Genomic DNA, 21,374 nt, shown 5'->3' on the forward strand with positions numbered 1-21,374 from the left:
ACCTCGCTCATTGCTCGTGGTGCCAGTGCTGGTGATGCCAGCAATCGTGTTGCCACGGTGTGCATGGCTCTCCACCATCATCGCGCTGCGCGCGTGCCTCTGATAGTGCCACTTGGCGCGTGGCGCCGGGGCCGGAAGTCCCAAAAGCACGGTGACCGGTGCGCCGCTCCAGCGCGGGCGGTTTAAGCTCAGGGAATGCCATATCTGTCACGCGAGGGTGAAGTGTTCGTGCTGTACCTCGGCAACGAGGGCGAGGACGACAACGAGAACCGGTTCCATCCGGACTGGATGGACGCCGTGCACGCGCGGCTCGACGAGGTCGAGGCGTCCGAGGGGCCGGCCGCGCTGGTGATCACCGCGACCGGCAAGTTCTTCAGCAACGGCCTCGATGTGCAGTGGATCTTCGGCAACCTCGACGGCTTGCCCGAGTACCTGGACCGCTCGCACACCATCTTCTCCCGGCTGCTCTCCTTCCCCCTGCCCACCGTCGCCGCCATCGGGGGCCACGCCTTCGGTGCCGGGGCGATGATGGCGATCTCCGCCGACTTCCAGGTGATGCGCTCGGATCGCGGCTTCTTCTGCCTTCCCGAGGTGGACCTGGGCATGCCGTTCACCGTGGGCATGGCTGCCTTGATCAACAGTCGCCTGCCCAAGCAGACCGCTATCGAGGCAATGACCACCGGGCGCCGCTATGGTGGCCCTGACGCGCTGGGTGCCGGGATCATCCAGACCGCAGTGCCGGGCGAGGATGTGCTTCCCACCGCGATCAAGCACGCAGCGAGCCTCGTCGCGAAGCGCGGCCCGAACCTGGCGGGGATCAAGCGCAGCATCCACGGCGCGCTGCTCGACGATCTCGCGATCGAGACGCGCGGCACCGGTCTCACGTTCGGCCAGTAGCAGCGCCGCACGGCACGGAAGGAACCAGCAAGCAAGCGAGGGAGACCAGGGATGCCCGCGTGGGGCCATATCGAGCAGTGGCTGGCGAGCCACCGGGCGCAGATCGTCGAGTGGCGCCGCCACCTGCACCGGCATCCCGAGCTTGCCCGCGCCGAGCATCGCACCACGGCGTTCCTCGAGGAGAAGCTCCAGGCAGCGGGCCTCGCTCCGGTTCGGTTCCCCGGTGGCACGGGCCTGCTGCTCGACATGGGGCCCGCCGATGCGGATGGGCGCCGGCTGACGATCCGCGCGGACATCGATGCGTTGCCGATGCAGGAGCGCACCAATGCCGAGTACGCGTCGGCGATCCCCGGGGTCTCCCACATGTGCGGCCATGACGCGCACGCGACGATCCTGCTGGCCACCGCGCTGGCTCTCGCCTCGGTGCCCGAGCTGCCCCAGGGCGTGCGGATGATCTTCCAGCCCGCGGAGGAGGTCATGCCCGGCGGGGCGCTCGATGTGATCGCCTCCGGCGCGATGGAAGGGGTATCGCGGATCTTCGCGCTGCACTGCGATCCCCGGCTCGAGGTCGGCCGCATCGGCATCCGCACGGGCGCCATCACCTCCGCGGCGGACTTCGTGGAGATCGGCTTCTCCTCGGCGGGCGGGCATACCTCGCGCCCGCACCTGACCACGGATCTCGTCTATGCCATGGGGCTGGTCATCACCAGCGTTCCCGCGCTGCTCACCCGGCGGGTCGATCCCCGCACGTCCACGGTCATGGCCTGGGGGGCCGCCCACGCGGGGGACGCCGCCAACGCGCTGCCCCGCGAAGGCGTGCTGCGGGGCACGATCCGCACCGGGGACCACGCCACCTGGGCGCTGCTCGAGCCGCTGGTGCGGGAGATCGTCACCTCGATCATCGCGCCCACCGGGGTGGAGCTCGAGATCCGGTACCGGCGCGGCGTTCCGCCTGTCGTCAACGATGCCGCGTCCACGGCGATGCTGCGCCGCGCCACCGAGCGCATCGGACCCGGCGCGGCCGCTCCCACCGAGCAATCCGGTGGGGGAGAGGACTTCTCCTGGTACCTCGAGCATGCGCCGGGCGCCATGGCCCGGCTCGGCGTGTGGTCGGGCGCGGGACCGCAGTCCGACCTGCACCAGCCGACTTTCGACATCGACGAGCGGGCGCTCGAGCATGGAGTGCGGGTACTCGCGGGCCTCGTGCTTGATACCAGCGGTTAGGATAGCCTAGTCGCAATTGTTCGTATCGAAGCACGAGGAGCACTGGTGATCACTCGCAAGCGCATGCTCGCAGCCCTGGCCGCGATCGCGGTCGCCGCACCGCTCGCGGCCTGCGGCTCCGATGAGACCACGACGGCGGACGAGGGTGCTAGCCTCGACGCTGCCACGCTCGTGATGTATTCCGGGCGTGGCGAGGGGCTCGTCGGCGACCTCATCCCCACGCTCGAGGATCTCGCCGATGTCTCCATCGACGTGCGCTACGGCAGCACTTCCGAGCTGGCCGCGCAGATCCTGGAGGAGGGCGACCGCTCGCCCGCCGACATCTTCTTCGCCCAGGATGCTGGCGCGCTCGGCGCCGTCGCGAGCGCCGGACTGCTCGCTCCGCTCGACGCCGAGACCCTCGATCTCGTGCCCGACGCGTACCAGGCATCCGACGGCACCTGGGTCGCTACCTCCGGCCGGGCCCGGGTCATCGTCCATGACACCGAGGCCGTCGACGCCGCCGAGGTTCCGGACACCATCGATGCGGTCGTCGATCCGCGCTGGCGCGGCAAGGTCGGCTTCGCGCCCACCAACGCGTCCTGGCAAGCATTCGTCACCGCGCTGCGCGTCTCGCGCGGCGAGGACGGGGCGCGGGAATGGCTCGAGGCATTCCGCGACAACGAGCCCGTCCGCTATGACAACAACGTCGCCGTCCTCAACGCCGTCGAGGAGGGCCAGGTGGAGCTCGGCCTGATCAACCACTACTACTGGTACCGGCTCGCGCGGGACACCGGCGCGGAGAACATGCGTTCCGCGGTGAACTACCTCGCGCCCGGCGACGAGGGCGCCCTCGTCAACATCGCCGGAGCGGGCATCCTCGTCAGCTCCGACCAGCAGGAGGCCGCCGAGCGCGTCATCCGCGCCATGCTCTCGGTGGACGCGCAGCAGTACTTCCTCGACGAGACCGCGGAGTACCCCGTGGTCCCCGCGCTCGAGGTGGACGAGGAAGGCCGCCCCCAGCTCGATGAGCTACAGGGACCTGACATCGACCTCTCCGAGCTCGAGTCCCTCGAGCAGACCCAGCAGCTCCTCACCGAGGTTGGCCTGCTCTGACACGGAACACCAGCACGAGCCAGCGCGGTCGGCCCATCCTCGGGGCGACCGCGCTGGCCATCGCGGCCCTCGCCACCACGCCGCTGCTCTACCTCATCGTGCGAGCCCTCGAGCGCGGGCCCGCCGTCGTGCGGGAGGTCCTCGAGCGGCCCCGCACGCTCGACCTGTTCTGGCGCAGCAGCATCCTCGCCCTGACCGTCACGGTCGCCTGCATCATCCTCGGTTCCGTGCTGGCGTGGATCGTGGTCCGCACCGATCTCCCCGGGCGCCGGATCCTCGGCGTGCTCTTCACCCTCCCGCTGGCCATACCGTCCTACGTGCTTGGCTTCCTCTGGGTGGCCGAGCTGCCACAGCTCACCGGCTTCATCGGTGCCGCCACGGTCCTGACGATCGCGAGCTACCCGTATGTGTTCCTGCCCGTGGCAGCGGCCCTCGCCGCCGCCGACCCCGCGGGCGAGGAAGTGGCCCAGACCCTCGGCAGCTCCCGCATCCGCGCGATCCTCTCCATCACCACCCGGCAGGTCTGGCCCGCCGCCACCGCCGGTGGCCTCCTCGTCGCGCTCTACACGCTCAGCGACTTCGGCGCTGTCGCGCTCATGCGGTACGAGGCCTTCACCGTCGCGATCTTCATGAGCTACCAGGGATCCTTCGACCGCACCCCCGCCGCCATCCTCGGGCTCATCCTCGCCGCGGCAGCCATCCTCCTCACCATCGCCGAGCGTCGCGCCCGCCGCGGCTTCGCCGCCCGCATCGCCACCGGAGCCCCGCGCGCGACACGCCCCTTCGTGCTCGGGCCGCTCGGCGTTCCCGTCTACCTGCTTGCCGGCCTCGTGGTCGCGATGGGCGTCCTCCTGCCGTTCGCCGCCCTCGGGCGGTGGATGCTCCGCAGCCAGCGGGTATCCATCGACTGGAGCGAGATCTGGGCCGCCACCGCCTCGACCATCCAGGTGGCTGGCCTCGCGGCGCTCGCCACCACCCTCGCCGCCATCCCCATCGGGCTGCTCGCCGCGCGCTCCCGCTCGCTCGCCGCCCGCGCCGCCGAATCCGTCTCCTACATCGGCTTCGCACTGCCGGGAATCACCGTCGGGCTCGCAGTGGTCTTCCTCGGCATCCGCGCGCTGCCCCAGCTCTACCAGCAGATCCCCATGCTGATCATCGCCTACATGGTGCTGTTCCTGCCGCTGGCGGTCGGCGCCATCCGATCCGCCATCGAGGCCATCCCCGAATCGCTCGAGGACGTCTCCGCCACGCTCGGGGAACCACGCTGGCGCACCAGCCTGCGTGTCATCCTCCCGCTCGCGCTGCCCGGCACCGCGGCCGGCGCGGCACTCGTGTTCCTCGCCGCGGCCAAGGAACTGCCCGCCACGCTCATGCTCCGCCCCACCACTGTCGACACCCTCGCCACCGGGCTGTGGTCGCGCACCGCCGAGCTCTCCTACGGAGCCGCGGCCCCCTACGCCGTCGCGCTCATCCTCGTCGCGGCGCTGCCCGCGCTGCTGCTCGGCAACGTCATGGGCTGGCGCTCCACCACGCCACGCCTGCCCCTCGCGCACGAGGCCGACGGTCCCGACGAGGCCGTGCCACCCGCCGCCACGAAGGAGCGCGCCACCGCATGAACGCACGCCCCAGCGCGCTCGGCATCCACGGCCTCTCCGCGGGCTACGGCCGGCGCCAGGTCCTCGACGACATCACCCTCGCCATCCATCCCGGCGAGCTGCTCGCCGTGCTCGGTCCATCAGGGTGCGGCAAGACCACCCTGCTCCGGTCCATCGCCGGGCTGCACCGCATCAGCGCGGGCAGCATCACCATTGGCGAGCACACCGTCGCGCGCGACTCCACGTTGCACATCGCGCCCGAGCGGCGCCGCGTTGGCCTCGTCCCGCAGGAAGGCGCGCTGTTCCCGCACCTCACGGTCGCCGCCAACGTCGGCTACGGGCTGCGCCGCAGCACCACCCGCGCCCAGCGTGCCGCCGCCACCGACACCCTCCTCGACCTCGTGGGCCTGCCCGGCTACGGCAAGGCCCGGCCCGCGCAGCTCTCTGGTGGCCAGCAGCAGCGCATCGCGCTCGCCCGCGCTCTCGCCCCCACCCCTGCGATCGTGTTGCTCGATGAGCCGTTCAGCGCGCTCGACGCCGGACTGCGCGCCACCCTGCGCGCGGATGTGCGGTCCCTGCTGCACGAGCGCCGTATCACCTCGGTGCTCGTCACCCACGACCAGGACGAGGCGCTGGGAATGGCGGACCGCGTGGTCGTCATGCTCGGTGGCAAGATCGCGCAGATCGGCACGCCCGAGGAGATCTACCACACGCCCGCCACGCTCGAGGTCGGCCAGTTCGTCGGCGATTCCATCACCGTTCCCGCTGACCCCAGCGAGGCGCCGGAGGGATGGGCCAGCACCACGCTTGGCCCGGTACCGATCCTCGATGGCGCTACCGGACCGGGACTCGCGCTGATCCGGCCCGAGCAGATCGACATCGCTCCCGCAGTGGATGCCAGCGACTATCGCGTCACGGACGTGCGCTTCACCGGACCCGCCACCATCATCACCGCCACTAGCACGGACGGTGCCACCCGCGTGCGCTCCTTCACCCCTGGCGACAAGCGCCTGCGCCTCGGCGACCTCGTGGACATCCACGTCACCGCCGCGGTCCCGGTGTTCCCGGACTAGGGGAGCGGGCTGCTAGTCGAAGGTCGGCCCCGGCCCGACGTTGCGGCTCGCGCGCAGGCGCAACGAGTGAACGTAATCCTCGGGAGCGCCCGCCTTCTCCGCGGCATCGGCCATCACACCGATATACCGCGCCGACGGCAAGCCGCCCTCATAGGCGTCGAGCACATACAGCCACGCCAGCGCCGAGCCGCCGCTGATGAGATCCACCCGCACCCGCAGCTTGCGATGGATGCCCATCTCGGTGCCCTCCCACCGGTCTAGGTTCACCTCGTCCTCGGCAGTGACGTCGTAGAGCACCACGAACACCCGTGATCCTGGCTCCTCCACGACCGTCGCGAGCGCGCCCTCCCAGCCGATATCGTCACCGCCGAAGGTCAGTCGCCACCCCTCGAGCCATCCCGTGCCAGACATCGGCGAATGGGGAGCGCGGGCAAGCATCTGTTCCGGATCCATGTTCGACCCGTAAGCGGCATACAAAGGCACAGCAGAACCCCACGTCTTTCTCGTCGCACGGCTATATCACTAGCTACCATCTTCCCCGATACAACCACCCATGCGCACGTGATCCACGCCGACGCTATAGCGTTGGACACCGGAACGACGCTCACCCATGGCGGACGGAGGATCCCACCAATGACCCGGATAGTCATTATCGGCGGCGGACCAGCGGGCTACGAGGCCGCTCTTGTCGCAGCACAGCACGGAGGCGACGTCACCGTCGTCGATGCTGACGGAATCGGCGGGGCCTGCGTCCTCTACGACTGCGTGCCGTCCAAGACCTTCATCGCCTCCACCGGCATCCGCACGGACCTGCGCCGCGCCTCCGCCCTCGGCATCGAGTTCGACCCGAAGAACGTCGGCATCTCCGTCCCGCTCGTCCACGAACGCGTCAAGAGCCTCGCCCAGGCCCAGTCCGCGGACATCCGCGCGCGCCTCCAGCGCGAGGGCGTCACCCTGCTCAACGGCGTCGGCAAGCTCGTCGACTCCGCCCGGGGGCTCGCCACCCACACCGTGCAGGCAGACCTGTTCAACGGCGAGCAACACACCCTCGACGCCGAGGTCGTCCTCATCGCTACCGGCTCCGCGCCCCGCGTGCTCCCCGACGCGAAGCCCGACGGCAAGCGCATCCTCACGTGGCGGCACCTCTACGACCTCGAGGAACTGCCCGAGCATCTCATCGTCGTGGGATCCGGCGTCACCGGCGTCGAGTTCGTCAACGCCTACACCGAGATGGGCGTCAAGGTCACCGTCGTCACCAGCCGGGATCGCGTCCTGCCCGCAGAGGATGCCGACGCCGCCATCGTGCTCGAGGAATCCTTCGCCGAGCGCGGCGTCACCCTCATCAAGCATGCCCGAGCCGATGCCGTCACGACCACCGACAACGGTGTGCTTGTCACGATCCACGACGGCCGCACCGTCGAGGGCAGCCACGCCCTCATGACCGTCGGCTCGGTCCCCAACACCGGCACCCTTGGCCTCGACAGCGTCGGCATCGAGACCAACAAGGGCGGCTACATCCAGGTCGACCGCGTTTCCCGCACCACCGTCCCCGGCGTCTATGCCGCAGGTGACTGCACCGGGCTGCTGCCCCTCGCCTCGGTCGCCGCGATGCAGGGCCGCATCGCCATGTACCACGCCCTCGGCGAGGGCGTGAACCCGATCAAGCTCAAGACCGTCGCCTCCGCGATCTTCACCCGCCCCGAGATCGCCACCGTCGGCGTCGCGCAGAGCGCCATCGACGAGGGACACATCCCCGCCCGCACCGTCATGCTGCCGCTCAACACCAACCCGCGCGCCAAGATGATGGGACTGCGCCGCGGCTTCGTCAAGATCTTCTGCCGCCCCGCCACCGGCGTGGTCATCGGCGGCGTCATCGTTGCCCCCGACGCCTCCGAGCTCATCCTGCCCATCGCCATGGCCGTGCAGAACCACCTCAGCGTGAACGACCTCGCCTCGACCTTCTCCGTCTACCCCTCGCTCTCGGGATCGATCAACGAGGCTGCCCGGCAGCTCATGCGCCACGACGACCTCGACTAGTCGCGGCTCTAGCTCGGCTCCAGCCGCAAACGCGATAGAAACTCCCTGGTATCCCGGGAATTTTCTATCGCGTTTGGCCGTTTCCGGTGCTTTTGGGCCGTGGCCAGACGCCCGACGCCCGAGCCAGCTTGCGCGAGGCCGGAGCCGACAGCTATGCCCAGTCGTAGGTCCGCTCGACGGCCTTGTTCCATTGCGCGTAGAGGTGCTCGCGCTCGGCCGGCTCCATGCTCGGCTCCCAGACGTTGTCCTCGGCCCAGTTAGCGCGGATCTCGTCCTCGCTGGACCAGTAGCCGACGGCGAGCCCGGCAGCGTATGCCGCTCCGAGAGCGGTGGTCTCGGAGACGACGGGCCGGATTACCGGGACACCGAGGATGTCGGCCTGGAACTGCATGAGCAGCTCGTTGGCGACCATGCCTCCATCGACCTTGAGAGCAGAGAGCTGCACGCCGGAATCGGCCTGGGCAGCCTCGAGGACCTCGCGGGTCTGGTAGGCGGTGGCCTCGAGCGCGGCGCGGGCGATGTGGTGCTTGGTGTGGAAGCGGGTGAGCCCGACGAGGGCACCGCGGGCATCGGGCCGCCAGCGGGGCGCGAACAGGCCGGAGAACGCGGGCACGAAGTAGACGTCCCCATTGTCGGAGACCTCGCGGGCGAGGGTCTCGATCTCGGGAGCGTCGCGGATGATGCCGAGGTTGTCGCGGAGCCATTGCACGAGCGAGCCAGTGACGGCGATGGAACCTTCGAGCGCGTAGACGGCGGGCGCATCGCCGATCTTGTACGCGACCGTGGTGAGCAGGCCGTGGGTGCTGGTGACCGGCTCGGTACCGGTGTTGAGGAGCAGGAAGTTGCCGGTGCCGTAGGTGTTCTTGGCCTCGCCGGGGGAGAGGCAGGCCTGCCCGAACGTGGCGGCCTGCTGGTCGCCGAGGATGCCCGCGATCGGGACGCCATCGAGGCCCCGGCGCGGACGAATGGTGCCGTAGTGCTCGGAGGAGCTGCGGATCTCGGGCAGCATGGACATGGGGATGCCGATCGCCGCGCACAGCTCGGGGTCCCAGTCGAGGGTGCGCAGGTCCATCATGAGGGTGCGCGAGGCGTTGGTGACATCGGTGACGTGCACGCCCTCCGGCTCGCCATTGCGCCCGGGCCCGCCCGTGGCGTTCCACAGCACCCAGGTATCCATGGTCCCGAACATCAGCTCGCCGTTCTCGGCACGCTTGCGGGCACCATCGACATTGTCGAGGATCCAGCGGATCTTCGGCCCCGCGAAGTAGGTAGAGATGGGCAGGCCCGTGCGGTCCCGGAACCGATCGGGGCCGTGCTCGGCGGCAAGCTCCTGGCAGATCGACTCGGTACGGGTGTCCTGCCAGACGATGGCGTTGTACAGGGGCTTGCCGGTGGCGCGGTCCCACACGACGGTGGTCTCGCGCTGGTTGGTGATGCCCATCGCCGCGATGGCGTCCTTGGGCAGGTCAGCCTTGGCGATAGCACCGCCGACGACCTCGCGGACGTTGGTCCAGATCTCGACGGGGTCATGCTCGACCCATCCCGCGTGGGGGAAGATCTGCCGGTGCTCCTTCTGCACCGTCGTGATGATGCGACCAGCATGGTCGAAGATGATGCAGCGGCTCGAGGTGGTGCCCTGGTCGATCGCGGCGATGAACTTCGAGGGATCTGCGGCGGGGGTCGCGGTCACGTCTGCTCCTGCGGATGGGGCGCGGCGGATGGGGCGTGCATGTGGTGCCCAAGCTACTAGGCGCAGCGAGCATGTGGCGGGCATTCCACGGTGGTTTCGCGGCTTGTGCCGGCCGGGACGCGTCACGGTCGTGTGTCGCTGTTGGTGAGGCGTGTGCGGGATCGCGCGGGTGCCTCTAGCCTGGGCCTTGAGGCGACAATGCACCGCGGGCCTGGACAGGGGCTCGCGGGACGATGCCGAGGGAGACATGGTGGCACACCGTTCGGATAACCATGTGCTGGGGCCGCGCCAGCGGGACGAGGCGTGGAAAGCACTGACGACCGAGATGTTCGACGTGATTGTCATCGGTGGTGGCATCGTCGGCTGCGGGGCAGCGCTCGACGCCGCGACCCGCGGCCTGCGCGTGGGCCTCGTGGAGGCCCGCGACCTCGCATCGGGCACGTCGAGCCGCTCGTCGAAGATGTTCCACGGTGGCCTGCGCTACCTCGAGCAGCTCGAGTTCGGCCTGGTGCGCGAGGCCCTGCACGAGCGGGAGCTGGCGATGAGCCGACTCGCGCCGCACCTCGTCAAGCCGCTCGAGTTCCTCTTCCCCCTCACCAAGCGCTACTGGGAACGGCCCTACATCTCCGCGGGCATCTTCCTGTATGACCGCCTGGGCGGCGCGAAATCCGTACCGGCGCAGAAGCAACTGACACGGGCCGGGGCGCTGCGGATGGCTCCCGCGCTCAAGCGACGCTCCCTGATCGGCGGGATCCGCTACTTCGACACCGTCGTCGACGACGCCCGCCACACCATGACCGTCGCCCGTACAGCCGCGAACTACGGGGCGATAGTGCGCCCGTCCACGCAGGTAGTCGGGTTCCTCAAGGAAGCAGACCGCGTCGCCGGGGTGCGCGTGCGGGACTGCGAGACCGGGGAGATCGGGCAGGTGCGCGCGCATGCCGTCGTCAACTGCGCCGGGGTGTGGACCGACGAGTTGCAGGAGCTCTCGGGGCAGCGCGGCCGCTTCCGCGTGCGCGCTTCCAAGGGCGTGCACATCGTGGTGCCGCGCGATCGCATCATCAGCGAGTCCGCGATCATCCTGCGCACCGAGAAGTCCGTGCTGTTCGTCATCCCGTGGGGCCGGCACTGGATCATCGGCACCACCGACACCGACTGGCACCTTGATCTCGCGCATCCCGCCGCGACGCACGCCGACATCGAGTACATCCTCGCCCACGTCAACAAGGTGCTCGTCACCCCGCTGCGCCCCGAGGACATCACTGGCGTGTACGCCGGGCTGCGGCCCCTTCTCGCTGGCGAGAGCGACAGCACCTCCAAGCTCTCCCGCGAGCATGCCGTCGCCGAGGTAGCGCCCGGGCTCATCGCCATCGCCGGCGGCAAGTACACCACCTACCGGGTGATGGCCGCCGACGCAATCGAGGCCGCGGTCCAGTACGTTCCCGTGCGGGTCGCGCCGTCGATCACCGAGCAAGTGCCACTGCTCGGCGCGGACGGCTACCACGCGCTCGTCAACCAGGCCGACCACCTCGGCGCGCAGCACGGCGTGCACCCCTACCGCGTGCGGCACCTCCTCGACCGCTACGGATCCCTCATCGGAGATGTGCTCGCCCTCGCCGAGGACGATCCGACGCTCCTCGAGCCGCTCACCGACGCTCCCGACTACCTCAAGGTCGAGATCGTGTACGCCGTCGCCGCGGAAGGCGCCCTGCACCTCGAGGACATCCTCGCCCGGCGCACCCGCATCGCCATCGAGTACTCCCACCGGGGCGTCGACTGCGCCGAGGAGGTCGCCTCCCTCGTCGCGCCCGTGCTCGGCTGGAACGACGAGGAGCGCCGCCGCGAGGTCGAGCTGTTCGACGCGCGCGTCAAGGCCGAGATCGACTCCCAGCAGCAGCCCGACGACGCCTCCGCCGACGCCCTGCGCGCCGCCGCCCCTGAATCACGCGAGTACCTCCTCGAGCCCGTCACCGAGGTGGTCGAGGCGCGGCGGTAGCGGGGGCGGCTGGTCCTCGCTCAGCCTCGCCAGTGTGCGAATTCCGCGCCAGTGTGCGAAGAACGACAGCAAATCGCGCTGGACCTGTCGTTTTTCGCACACTCGCGGTCGAATGCCACGGGCCTTCTGGCCTGGCTCGGGGCACCCTCTTGCCCACTGTAGGACAAACGCCGTACAGTGGAGGGGCGATGAAAGCGTCGATCAGACATTCGGATGGGAAAGACATGCCAGCCAGGGAATCCACCAAGAGTTCGCGAATCGAGGTGCGGATCGAGTACGAACGACTTGACTACATCCACCGCGCCGCCGCTGCGATGCACGAGAAGCCCTCGGACTTCGTCCGCAAGGCTGCGTTCGATCGCGCTTCCGAAGTGCTCGCCCGGGATCTGGTCACCTTGATGCCCGCCGCGCAGTTCGACGAGCTCCTTTCCGCGCTTGATGTGGCAGAGGAAGCCCCGCGACTGGCGGCTGCCGCAGCGAAGAACTCAGCGTTCATTCGGAAATGATCTACGAGTCGACGCGGCTCGGTTCCTCCCACGACCTTTCCGGGTTCTCGTGCGGCAAGGACTCGCTCGATGGCTGGCTGAGGTCCACCGCCGTGCGCGCCTGCGAAAACGATCTCGCGCGAGTGTTCGTATGGACCGAGCCAGGCGACACGACGGTGCTGGCATACTTCTCCCTCAACCCCACGCAGGTAGAGCGCCACGAAGACGGCGGCTACCCGCAGTCGGCCCACAAGGGATTCAGGGTGATCCCTGGATATCTGATCGGCAAGCTGGCGCTTGACCGAGCCCTGCACGGTCGGGGGCTGGGGGAGCAACTGCTCCTGGATGCGGTCGGCAGGGCTGTGGGAGTGGCCGATTCGGGCGGTGGCCGACTGATAGTGGTCGACGCGATCGACGATGCCGCAGCCGCGTTCTACCAGCAGTACGGCTTCAAGAGCGTCAAAGGCCGACCCAGCAGGCTTTTCATCACGATGGCTACAGCAAGACAAGCCCTCGCGCTCTAGCGGTCGCCTACCCCCGGCGCCGATAGGTCGCCGACAATCCTTCATCCCGACGCGGCCACCAGAATGGCCGAGGCAGCGCGCTGGGGCCAAGGTTCCAAAACATCCTCAGCCGCTCGATTGCTGCTGGCGCCGACCACGCCTGCTGCTTCTTCCCCGCGAAATCGGGCACCAACGATCTGGCCGACCATCCTGGGGGCCACGGGGCAGCGACGAATGCGGTGGATTCGGTGCAGAACTGCACCGGAGATCTTCCTTCGCTACCGAAAGAGGTTCGCACCGAATAGCGCTTGGCCGTCACTGCCAGGTCCAGGGAACCATCGACCACCGAGAGTACCCACTGGTCTATCTCCTCGAGCAACGCGGCCGGCCCAGGGTCGCAGTCCTCGCAGAAGCAGTCGGGGATGCTCGTGAGAATGACAGCCGGGTCGCCCGCTGCGATGCAGACGGCTGGAACGCGGTCGGCAGTTGCCGGTGCGTGGATCGTCAGCACTAGTGGCACCGCCCCCTTGGCGGCCGGCACCAGGACATTCTCCTCGCCACCTTCGTGGAATGAGCGCGCCGCCCAGCGAGCTGGCTCGCCCGGGCGTGCCCAGCCACGTCGCAGGAGCACCGCCGCCCAGGCCTGCGCCCGGTCGATGACGATGCGATACTTCCCCTGGCGAAGTGTGCTCGCGCCGCTAGCTCCCCGTGATCCGGCTCGTGCGCATTCAGCGTCGACGTCCTCGAGCAAAGCGCACACGTCGGGTGAGAGCGCCGACAGGTTCTCCGCCCATCCGGACTCCTGGAGCTCGCGCACGCCATCGTTGTAGGCCTCCCACCAGGACGTTTCGCGCATGGTCAGAGCGTAGCGTGGTTCGCGCTGGCTCTTGTTGCCCTGTGGTGCTTCCCATCGAGCGGTAGGCGCCAGGCCGTGGTCTCATTGGACGAGGGAGGCGAGGCCAATGATGGAGCCGATGAGCGAGGTTGATGCAGCCGACCAAGGAGCTGGCGGCCAACCGTTGTGGTGGCGGGTGTCGAGCTCTGTGTTCCTGGTTGGTGCGGGTGTGCTGGCGGGCTTATGGTCGCCGAGCGTGTGGGTAACCGCCGCGGTGCTGCTGGTCGAGGCGCGGTGCTGCTGGTCGAGGCACGGCGGTAGCGGGGGCGGGCGGTCCCCGCCCAGCCTCGCCAGTGTGCGAATTCCGCGCCAGTGTGCGAAGAACGACAGCAAATCGCGCTGGACCTGTCGTTTTTCGCACACTCGCGGTCGAGGCTGGCCCAAGCCGCGAGCCAGCCGGAACCCGCCCCGGCTACCCGACCGAGTCGTGCAACTCGTCGATCTCGAGGTCGACGAGCAATTCCGCGGCGATGCGCTCTAGGTCGCCCCGGATGGCGGATGCTTCGATCTCGCGGGGCAGCCGCACCTCGAGGTGTGCCTCGAAGAGCATGCCGCCGGCCATGGGTGCCTCACGGGTGAGGGTGGTGATCTTGTCGATGCTCAGGCCACGGGAGCCAAGGGCGGAGGAGAGCTCGTGGACAATGCCTGGATGGTCGTTTCCGAGCACGCTGATCGCGAGATGCTGTGGCTTCTCCGCGGTGGTGGTGGGCGCGGCACCCTCGTGGACGGAGACATCGAGAAACCCGTCGAGCGCTCGTGTCGCGGCGATGAGTGCTTCGACCTGCTCGGAGGGGACGGTGACCACGAGGATCCCGGCGAACTTTCCCGCGAGCTCAGTCATCTGGCTGCGTTCCCAGTTGCCGCCGTGGGCGGTGATGACGTTCGCGAGCGCGGAGACGAGGCCGGGGCGGTCATCGCCGATGATGGTCATGACGAGGTTTCGCTGCACCCGCGAATGCTAGCAACAATGCGCGGTGGTTCGAGCGCTTCTCGGCGCATGCCCGAGCTCCGAGGGTGGCATGCGGCCCGAGGAGCCAGGCCCGAGAAGAGCACGCATAGGCCTGGCAGCCGAGGCCTGCGCCCGGCGGTGCCACCCAGCAGCGGGCACTGTTGCCTGCGATCCAGGGGTGGGTGACACTGGTCGGGTGCTGGGCGGAGACACGGGCGAGCTATCGCTGGTCAGGCGGGGCCTGTGGATCGGTTGCGCTCCCGAGCATGTGGACCCGGGCATGCCGAGGGAACTCCTCGGAGCTTATGCGCGCCACGGCATCCGTTCGGTCGTGGACCTGCGCGCCAACGCTGATGACAGCGCGTTCTGGGGTGCCGCGGGGATCGAGTACTTCAGCCATGGCATCGAGGACTCGGGCGCGCCCATTCCGTTCGATTGGTTCAGTACCGGCGTCGAGCACATCCTCGATCGCTGGGTCGGCCAGCGCCGGCATCTGTTGGTGCACTGCGAGCATGGTGCGCACCGCAGTCCCTCGCTGGTGTATGCGGTGCTTCTGGTGCTTGGCCATCGCCCGGCAGTGGCGGAGCACATCGTCCTGCGGGCGCGGCCCGGTGCGTTCCTGCGGTATTCCGATGATGCCGAGCGGTGGTTCGAGCGCTTCTCCGGCACGCGACCGCTGAGGTGACCGTCGAGGCGGCTAGCAGTTGCCGGTCACGGGGCGGTCGGCGATCCGGTCGTTGATGAAGGTGATGGATTCGGCGATGCCGGCGACGTAGGGGAGGGCGTGGTTGACGGCGAGGCCGGGGAGGATGGGCGGCAGCGGGTTATCGGTGAGCTGCACGGTGGCGCCGCGTGAGCACCAGTCGGCGGCGAGCTGGCGGACCTGCCCGGCGGGGATGATGTCGTCGGCGGTGCCGATCTGCAGGAGCACGGGGGCGCTGGGCGTGAGGCTGCCGAGCTTCTGGTCCTCGAGGATCCCAGTGACAAGGCCGTAGCGGTCGAGGACGGCGGAGAGGGGTTCTCCGCTGCGGGTGAAGCTGCTGGTCTGCTGGAACCCGTAGGTCAGCGCGGTCTCGGCGACGCATTGGCCGGCCACGTCGCGGAGCATGGTGGTGCCGCGCTCGTTGAGCTCGGTCTCGAGGATGGGGGTGACGTCGGGGTAGGTCTCGGTGATGCCGTTGATGGCGTAGCCGATGGCTCCGGTGAGGATGGTGCCGTCGATGCCTTGGAGGACGGCGGCGAGGTCCGAGGGTGGTGCTCCGGCGTAGGTGCCCTTGAGGTCGAGCTCGGGAGCGTAGGTGGTATGCAGCTCGGCGGCCGAGGCGGCGGCGGATCCGCCCTGGGAGTAGCCCCACAGCGCGACGGGGCCGTTGTTGGTGATGCGGGTGCCGGGGAGCTGCTGGGCCGCTCGGGCCGCGTCGAGTACGGCGTGGCCCTGGGCGAGGCGGTTGACATAGGTGTGGTGGCCGGGCGTGCCGAGTCCTTGGTAGTCAGTGACGACGACGGCGATGCCCTGGGCGAGCATGGCGGTGATGAAGGGGATCTCGTACTCGCCGCGCAGGTCGAGCGGCGGGGTGTACTGGATGAGCTGGCTGGCGAGCTTGGAGGGCGCGCATTGGTCGCCCTGTCCCTGGGTGCCGGGGGCGAGGCTGACGAGGGGGCGCTGGCCCGGGCCGTTCCAGGGCACGGCGGGGTCGAGGTAGGTGCCCGTGACGGCGGTGGGTTGCCCGTTGCCGTCGGTGCTGCTGTACATGATGCGGGTGCCCGCGGCGGGCAGGATGCCGTCGGGCGTGGGGATCTCGAGCAGGAGGGTGAGCGGCTCGGCCTTGAGGATGGCGCCGGGGCTGGTGGAGCTGGTCTCGGCAGGTGGTGCGTAGAACTCTGGCGACTGGGCCTGCGCGGTGGTGGCGACGCTAATAGTCGTCGCGATGGTGGTGAGCGCGGTGAGCGCGATGGCGCCCCAAAGCTTCGATGTGGTGATCCCCGGCATTAACGCAGTGTAGGCGACGGGGGTCGTTGCCGTATCGAGACCTTTGATCTTGCTAGATCTTGCTGATGGCGAACTTCATGTAGCCGGGGTACCGCAAGGGGTGCAGGGGATTGCGCCGACGCTGCAGCTCCACGGCCCGCACATGCTGCAGGCGCGCGAGCGAATCACGATTGCGGGAAAGCCGTGGCACCAGGCCGGAGGACTTGGTCTCCTTGCCCACCTCGTTGAGGCATTCGCGGGCGGCGTGGAGGCGACGGCGGATGCGGCGGTCCCGGACGGTGCGCGCGAGGATCTGCAGCTCCTGCTGCACGGCGCGGAGGATCTCCGCATCGCTCGCGGTGAGCACGGGCGGCTCGGGCTCGGGAGCGGGGCGGGGCGTCAATGTGTGCGAGGCATGCGCGATGGCGTTGCGCGCCGGGGTGAGCGCGCCCTTCGCGGTCTTGCCGAGGTGCCCGGGAACCGAGGCCACCGACCTCAGTGCATCGGGAACCCGACCGCCGCTGGCTGCCGGATCGTCGACGCTGGCCGCGAGCGGCTCGGGCTGGGCGGCGGTGTGGTGGTTGCTCCCGCCGAGAGCGAGGGGAAGCGGCAGCCGCAGCCGCACGCGCGATGTTCTCGCTACCGGCTGGTCCGGTGCGGAGTCCTTGTCGCGCTCGTTGCTCACGATCGCTACTCTACCGCTTCCGGCACGCGGGGATGGGTGCCCTGGACGAGCTGACTGGGTAATCGTTCGCCTCGTGAACGGTACTTGCACGGTCACGCTGGTTCCTCGCTTCGTACGTCAAATATCTTGTTGTGCAACAAGATTCCCATTATCGCACCAATCGCGTCGGCGAGGGCATCCATCGGATCGGGCGACCGATCGAGGGGCAGCGCACCTTGCAGCACCTCGGATGCCACCGCGAAGACCAGCAGCCATGCGAGGCTCGCCACGACAGGAATGCGGGCGAAGCGCGACGCCACGGCGAGCGCGACGAACATGCCCGCATGGATCGCCTTGTCGAGATGCGGTATCGCGCTGCTGGTCTCGGGCGCGGGGGAGAACAGCATCACGCACACCACCATGAACGTGAGGAGCAGCGGCAGCGCGCGCACCACGATCACTCCGGCAGCAACCCCAGGGCCTCGACCGCCGCGCGCTCCTCCTCGAGCTCCGCCACCGATGCCGCGATCCGGCGCCTCGACAGCGCACCATGCTCGAGGCCCTCGACGATCTCCCACTCACCGCCCCGCGAGCTGACCGGGAACGAGGACACCAGGCCCGCGGGCACCCCGTACGAGCCGGGGGATGGCATCGCTACCGAGGTCCAGCTGCCCTCGGGCGTGCCGAGCACCCAGTCCCGCACATGGTCGATCGTCGCGTTCGCCGCGGACGCCGCGGATGAGGTGCCCCGCGCTGCGATGATCGCGGAACCGCGCTGCGCCACCGTGGGGATGAACTCCTCGGTGAGCCACGCTTCATCGCGGGCGAGCCGCGCGCCGGGCGTTCCCGCGACGTCAGCATGGAAGATGTCGGGATACTGGGTCGCGGAGTGATTGCCCCAGATGGTCACGTTCCGCACCTGCCCCACCGGAACGCTGGCCCGCATGGCGAGCTGCGCGAGTGCTCGATTGTGGTCGAGCCGCGTCAGCGCGGTGAACCGTGACGCCGGAACGTCCGGGGCGTGCGCCCGCGCGATCGCGGCGTTGGTGTTAGCGGGGTTGCCGACCACCACGACGCGCACATCGCTTGCCGCGACGTCATTGATCGCGCGCCCCTGGGGGCCGAAGATCGCCCCATTGACCTCGAGCAGGTCCTTGCGCTCCATATCGGCGGTGCGCGGGCGGGCCCCCACGAGCAGGGCTACCGAAGCACCGTCGAACGCTTCCCGCGGATCATCGGTGATGTCTACTCCCGCGAGCAAGGGGAACGCGGAGTCGGCGAGCTCCATCGCGACGCCCTCGGCGGCGCGCAGCCCCTGCGGGATCTCCAGCAGGCTCAGCCGTACCGGGACATCCGAGCCGAGCATGGCCCCTGAGGCGATGCGGAACAGCATCGAGTAGCCGATCGTTCCTGCCGCGCCCGTGACGGCGACCCGGATGGGTGAGCGAGTGGACATGAGCACCTCCCTGCGCCTGGTCTCCCGTTCACGCTACCCGCGGCATGGGCCGCGCGGCCTGCTCGGCCGCCAAGATCACATCGGTTCCGCGAGCTCGAGGCCGAGCCCGCCGCGCGCGAAGCGCAGCACCGATGCGCGCGCGGTAGCGATGGCCTCCTCGGTGCCGTCGGAGCCCCATGACTCGAGGCGTGCCGCGCCGCCCTCGCGCACGGGCGGGTCCACCGGCTCGACGATGATCTCGCCCAGCATCTCGCCCGTGGTGGGCTCGCAGACGGCCCAGGTGAGCCGCTGCTCGGTGGCCCAGTCGCTGGTGCAGCGGGCGACATAGGCGGCGGGGTCGGCGATTCCGTGGCCGAGCAGGGCGGCGGAATCGTTGACGCGCTCGTCGTGGCGCAGGGCGCGCAAGTACCACTGGCCGGCGTTGATCTCGACAGGTTCCATGGCCCCTAGTCTCCCTTGTCCTTGTCGTCGTCCTCGTCACCGGCGTACAGGACGATGCCCATCACCGGGATCAGCAGGAACAGCAGCCAGTCGTTGGGGAAGTCGACGATGATGAACAGGGCGAGCGTCACGAACGGCGTGAGCGCCATGATGGTGTCGCGGGGGAGCCGCTGCCGCAGCGGCGTGCCTTCCTGCTGCTGGCCAGGCACCGCGGGCGCGGTGGATGCGGTGCCGAGCGCGGGCAGGTCCTGGAACAGGGGCTCGAGCTCGGCCCGGGTGATGGCCGCGATGGCACGTGCGGTCCGCTCGTCGAACTCGTGCAGCGTGAGCCTGCCCGCGCTGAAATGCTCGTTGAGCGCATCGAGGGCAGCTTGCCGCTCGGCATGCCCGATGCGCACGTCTGGACGCCTATCCGGAGAATCCCCCATGCCGCCGAGTGTATCGGTGGGATGGGGGATCCGTGGACCGTGGGGCTGGCTCGTGCTACTTGAGCTCGAACAAGACGGTGCCCTGCGTGACCGCGGTGCCGGGGCTGACCTCGAGGCCGGTGACGGTGCCGCTCTTGTGCGCGGTGACCGGGTTCTCCATCTTCATCGCCTCGAGAACCACCACGAGCTCGCCCTCCGCGATCTCCTGGCCTTCCTCGACCGCGACCTTCACCACGGTGCCCTGCATGGGGGCGACGACGGCATCGCCGGATGCTCCAGCGCCACCGGCCGCGCCGCGCGCGCGTGCCTTCGGCTTCTTGCGGGCGCCGCCATTGCTGCTCGCGGCGACGGAGAAGTCACCGGGCAGCGAGACCTCGAGGCGCTTGCCGCCGACCTCGACGACCAGCTTCTGCCGTGGCAGAGCCTCCTCCTCGGCGGCCAGCCCGCCGGCGAATGGCTCGACGTTGTTGTCCCACTCGGTCTCGATCCAGCGGGTGTGCACATCGAAGCCGTTGGCGTCACCGATGAAAGCGGGATCCTCGATGACGGCGCGGTGGAACGGGATCACCGTGGCCATGCCGTCGACGATGAACTCGGCGAGGGCGCGTCGGGACCGCTCGAGAGCCTCCTGGCGGGTGGCACCGGTGACGATGAGCTTGGCGAGCATCGAGTCGAACTGCCCGCCGATGATGCTGCCTGCCTCCACGCCCGAGTCGACGCGCACGCCGGGGCCGGACGGCACCTGGTAGGTGGTGATCGCGCCGGGGGCGGGCAGGAAGTTGCGGGCGGCGTCCTCGCCGTTGATGCGGAACTCGAACGAGTGGCCGCGCGGCTTGGGATCCTCTTTGAGGTCGAGGACCTGGCCCTCGGCGATGCGGAACTGCTCGCGCACGAGGTCGATGCCGGAGGTCTCCTCGGTGACCGGGTGCTCCACCTGCAGGCGCGTGTTGACCTCGAGGAACGAGATCAGCCCGTCCTGGCCGACGAGGTACTCGACGGTGCCCGCGCCGTGGTAGTGCGCCTCCCGGCAGATGGCCTTCGCGGAGCTGTGGATCTCATCGCGCTGGGCATCGGAGAGGAACGGGGCGGGTGCTTCCTCGACGAGCTTCTGGAAGCGGCGCTGCAGCGAGCAATCACGCGTGCCAACGACCACGACGTTGCCGTGCTTGTCGGCGATCACCTGCGCCTCGACGTGGCGGGGCTTGTCGAGGTAGCGCTCCACGAAGCACTCGCCGCGGCCGAACGCCGAGACGGCCTCGCGGGTGGCGGAGTCGAACAGCTCGGGGATCTCCTCCATGGTGCGGGCGACCTTCATCCCGCGGCCGCCACCACCGAATGCTGCCTTGATCGCGATGGGCAGGCCGTGCTCCTTGGCGAAGTCCACGACCTCGTCCGCGTTCGCGGCGGGGTCGGCGGTGCCGGGCACGAGCGGGGCACCGGCGCGCATCGCGATGTGGCGAGCGGTGACCTTGTCGCCGAGGTCGCGGATGGACTGCGGGTCCGGGCCGATCCAGATCAGCCCGGCGTCGATCACGGCCTGCGCGAAATCACCGTTCTCGGAGAGGAACCCGTAGCCGGGGTGGATCGCGTTCGCGCCGGACTGGCGGGCGGCGTCGATCACCTTGTCGAAGACGAGGTAGGACTCCGCGGAGGTCTGGCCGCCAAGGGCGTAGGCCTCATCGGCGAGCCGCACGAATGGAGCGTTGGCATCGGGCTCGGCGTACACGGCGACGCTCGCGATGCCCGCGTCCCGGGCTCCACGGATCACCCGCACCGCAATCTCGCCACGGTTGGCAACGAGGACCTTGGTGATGCGTGCAGTCGTCTCGCTGGGCACTGACCCTCCTGGGTTCAACAAGGTTGCTCACCGGGGGCCGGCACGGTCGTGCGACACCCCCCGGGAACAACGGATCGAGGTTGCGTCGGTGATGAGTCTAGGCAGTCGGTGCCGGTATGTGTGAGCCGGCTGCCGATCTG

21 protein-coding genes are annotated in these 21,374 nt (G+C 69.1%); 10 read left to right on the forward strand and 11 right to left on the reverse strand.

What is annotated here, in order from left to right; genetic code table 11:
- The first annotated feature begins 195 nt into the window (after positions 1 to 195).
- The 5 genes from FXO18_RS08910 to FXO18_RS08930 all read left to right on the forward strand — a co-directional run bounded on the left by FXO18_RS08910 (position 196) and on the right by FXO18_RS08930 (position 5,884).
- A complete protein-coding gene (locus FXO18_RS08910; protein ID WP_149360696.1) occupies positions 196 to 897 on the forward strand; it encodes an enoyl-CoA hydratase/isomerase family protein in 702 nt (233 codons plus the stop codon).
- 51 nt (positions 898 to 948) lie between these two features.
- Positions 949 to 2,121, forward strand: coding sequence for an amidohydrolase (locus tag FXO18_RS08915; RefSeq protein ID WP_149360697.1), 1,173 nt, complete (start codon positions 949 to 951; stop codon positions 2,119 to 2,121).
- 45 nt (positions 2,122 to 2,166) lie between these two features.
- On the forward strand, positions 2,167 to 3,216 hold the full coding sequence (locus FXO18_RS08920; RefSeq protein WP_149360698.1) for an iron ABC transporter substrate-binding protein: 1,050 nt from the start codon (positions 2,167 to 2,169) through the stop codon (positions 3,214 to 3,216).
- Positions 3,217 to 3,314: 98 nt separating this feature from the next.
- The gene (locus tag FXO18_RS08925) at positions 3,315 to 4,832 is read left to right on the forward strand and encodes an ABC transporter permease (protein WP_235900542.1); all 1,518 of its coding nucleotides are present in this window, start codon (positions 3,315 to 3,317) and stop codon (positions 4,830 to 4,832) included.
- Entirely contained in the window at positions 4,829 to 5,884 is a 1,056-nt protein-coding gene (locus tag FXO18_RS08930; RefSeq protein ID WP_149360700.1) for an ABC transporter ATP-binding protein, read from the forward strand. The genes FXO18_RS08925 and FXO18_RS08930 overlap by 4 nt, the downstream gene beginning before the upstream one ends.
- Positions 5,885 to 5,896: 12 nt before the next feature.
- On the opposite strand, the gene FXO18_RS08935 is transcribed toward FXO18_RS08930, so the two are convergent.
- The gene (locus FXO18_RS08935; protein ID WP_149360701.1) at positions 5,897 to 6,367 is read right to left on the reverse strand and encodes a gamma-glutamylcyclotransferase; all 471 of its coding nucleotides are present in this window, start codon (positions 6,365 to 6,367) and stop codon (positions 5,897 to 5,899) included.
- A 150-nt stretch (positions 6,368 to 6,517) separates the two neighbouring features.
- Between FXO18_RS08935 and FXO18_RS08940 the strand changes: the two genes are divergently transcribed.
- Complete coding sequence (locus FXO18_RS08940) at positions 6,518 to 7,921, forward strand: NAD(P)H-quinone dehydrogenase (RefSeq protein WP_149360702.1); 1,404 nt, start codon at positions 6,518 to 6,520, stop codon at positions 7,919 to 7,921.
- A 151-nt stretch (positions 7,922 to 8,072) separates the two neighbouring features.
- On the opposite strand, the gene glpK is transcribed toward FXO18_RS08940, so the two are convergent.
- Entirely contained in the window at positions 8,073 to 9,611 is a 1,539-nt protein-coding gene (gene glpK, locus FXO18_RS08945; protein WP_235900543.1) for a glycerol kinase GlpK, read from the reverse strand.
- 247 nt (positions 9,612 to 9,858) lie between these two features.
- On the opposite strand from glpK, the gene glpD reads away from it, so the two are divergent.
- The 3 genes from glpD to FXO18_RS08960 all read left to right on the forward strand — a co-directional run bounded on the left by glpD (position 9,859) and on the right by FXO18_RS08960 (position 12,616).
- Entirely contained in the window at positions 9,859 to 11,607 is a 1,749-nt protein-coding gene (gene glpD / locus FXO18_RS08950; RefSeq protein WP_149360704.1) for a glycerol-3-phosphate dehydrogenase, read from the forward strand.
- 224 nt (positions 11,608 to 11,831) lie between these two features.
- Positions 11,832 to 12,113, forward strand: coding sequence for a type II toxin-antitoxin system TacA family antitoxin (locus tag FXO18_RS08955; protein WP_149360828.1), 282 nt, complete (start codon positions 11,832 to 11,834; stop codon positions 12,111 to 12,113).
- A complete protein-coding gene (locus FXO18_RS08960) occupies positions 12,110 to 12,616 on the forward strand; it encodes a GNAT family N-acetyltransferase (protein ID WP_235900544.1) in 507 nt (168 codons plus the stop codon). Before FXO18_RS08955 ends, FXO18_RS08960 begins: the two co-directional genes overlap by 4 nt.
- Positions 12,617 to 12,623: 7 nt before the next feature.
- On the opposite strand, the gene FXO18_RS08965 is transcribed toward FXO18_RS08960, so the two are convergent.
- Together FXO18_RS08965 and FXO18_RS08970 are read right to left on the reverse strand one after the other, a co-directional pair.
- Positions 12,624 to 13,451, reverse strand: coding sequence for a DUF6226 family protein (locus FXO18_RS08965; RefSeq protein WP_187774266.1), 828 nt, complete (start codon positions 13,449 to 13,451; stop codon positions 12,624 to 12,626).
- A 451-nt stretch (positions 13,452 to 13,902) separates the two neighbouring features.
- On the reverse strand, positions 13,903 to 14,439 hold the full coding sequence (locus FXO18_RS08970) for a glycine cleavage system protein R (protein WP_328593401.1): 537 nt from the start codon (positions 14,437 to 14,439) through the stop codon (positions 13,903 to 13,905).
- 178 nt (positions 14,440 to 14,617) lie between these two features.
- Here FXO18_RS08970 and FXO18_RS08975 point away from each other — a divergent pair, with 178 nt between their 5' ends.
- Positions 14,618 to 15,124 carry a protein-tyrosine phosphatase family protein gene (locus FXO18_RS08975; protein WP_149360705.1) on the forward strand — a complete coding sequence of 169 codons (507 nt, stop codon included), beginning with the start codon at positions 14,618 to 14,620 and terminating at the stop codon, positions 15,122 to 15,124.
- Between the two features lie 12 nt (positions 15,125 to 15,136).
- Here the strand turns inward: FXO18_RS08975 and FXO18_RS08980 are convergent, their stop codons facing one another.
- From FXO18_RS08980 to FXO18_RS09010, 7 genes are all read right to left on the reverse strand, one after another.
- Complete coding sequence (locus FXO18_RS08980; protein ID WP_149360706.1) at positions 15,137 to 16,429, reverse strand: alpha/beta fold hydrolase; 1,293 nt, start codon at positions 16,427 to 16,429, stop codon at positions 15,137 to 15,139.
- A 52-nt stretch (positions 16,430 to 16,481) separates the two neighbouring features.
- On the reverse strand, positions 16,482 to 17,093 hold the full coding sequence (locus tag FXO18_RS08985) for a hypothetical protein (protein ID WP_149360707.1): 612 nt from the start codon (positions 17,091 to 17,093) through the stop codon (positions 16,482 to 16,484).
- Positions 17,094 to 17,185: 92 nt separating this feature from the next.
- A complete protein-coding gene (locus tag FXO18_RS08990; protein ID WP_235900545.1) occupies positions 17,186 to 17,533 on the reverse strand; it encodes a VanZ family protein in 348 nt (115 codons plus the stop codon).
- Positions 17,530 to 18,528, reverse strand: a complete 999-nt coding sequence (locus FXO18_RS08995) for a malate dehydrogenase (RefSeq protein WP_149360708.1) — start codon at positions 18,526 to 18,528, stop codon at positions 17,530 to 17,532. Before FXO18_RS08995 ends, FXO18_RS08990 begins: the two co-directional genes overlap by 4 nt.
- 75 nt (positions 18,529 to 18,603) lie before the next feature.
- Positions 18,604 to 18,969, reverse strand: coding sequence for a GNAT family N-acetyltransferase (locus FXO18_RS09000; protein ID WP_149360709.1), 366 nt, complete (start codon positions 18,967 to 18,969; stop codon positions 18,604 to 18,606).
- Between the two features lie 5 nt (positions 18,970 to 18,974).
- Positions 18,975 to 19,397 carry a DUF1707 SHOCT-like domain-containing protein gene (locus tag FXO18_RS09005; protein WP_149360710.1) on the reverse strand — a complete coding sequence of 141 codons (423 nt, stop codon included), beginning with the start codon at positions 19,395 to 19,397 and terminating at the stop codon, positions 18,975 to 18,977.
- Positions 19,398 to 19,452: 55 nt separating this feature from the next.
- Positions 19,453 to 21,234 (reverse strand): acetyl/propionyl/methylcrotonyl-CoA carboxylase subunit alpha, encoded by a 1,782-nt coding sequence (locus tag FXO18_RS09010; RefSeq protein ID WP_149360711.1) that lies wholly within the window; start codon positions 21,232 to 21,234, stop codon positions 19,453 to 19,455.
- Positions 21,235 to 21,374 lie beyond the last annotated feature (140 nt).

Origin of the sequence: Lolliginicoccus suaedae (assembly GCF_008312885.1) — a bacterium.
In the GTDB taxonomy this organism is placed as follows: domain Bacteria; phylum Actinomycetota; class Actinomycetes; order Mycobacteriales; family Mycobacteriaceae; genus Lolliginicoccus; species Lolliginicoccus suaedae.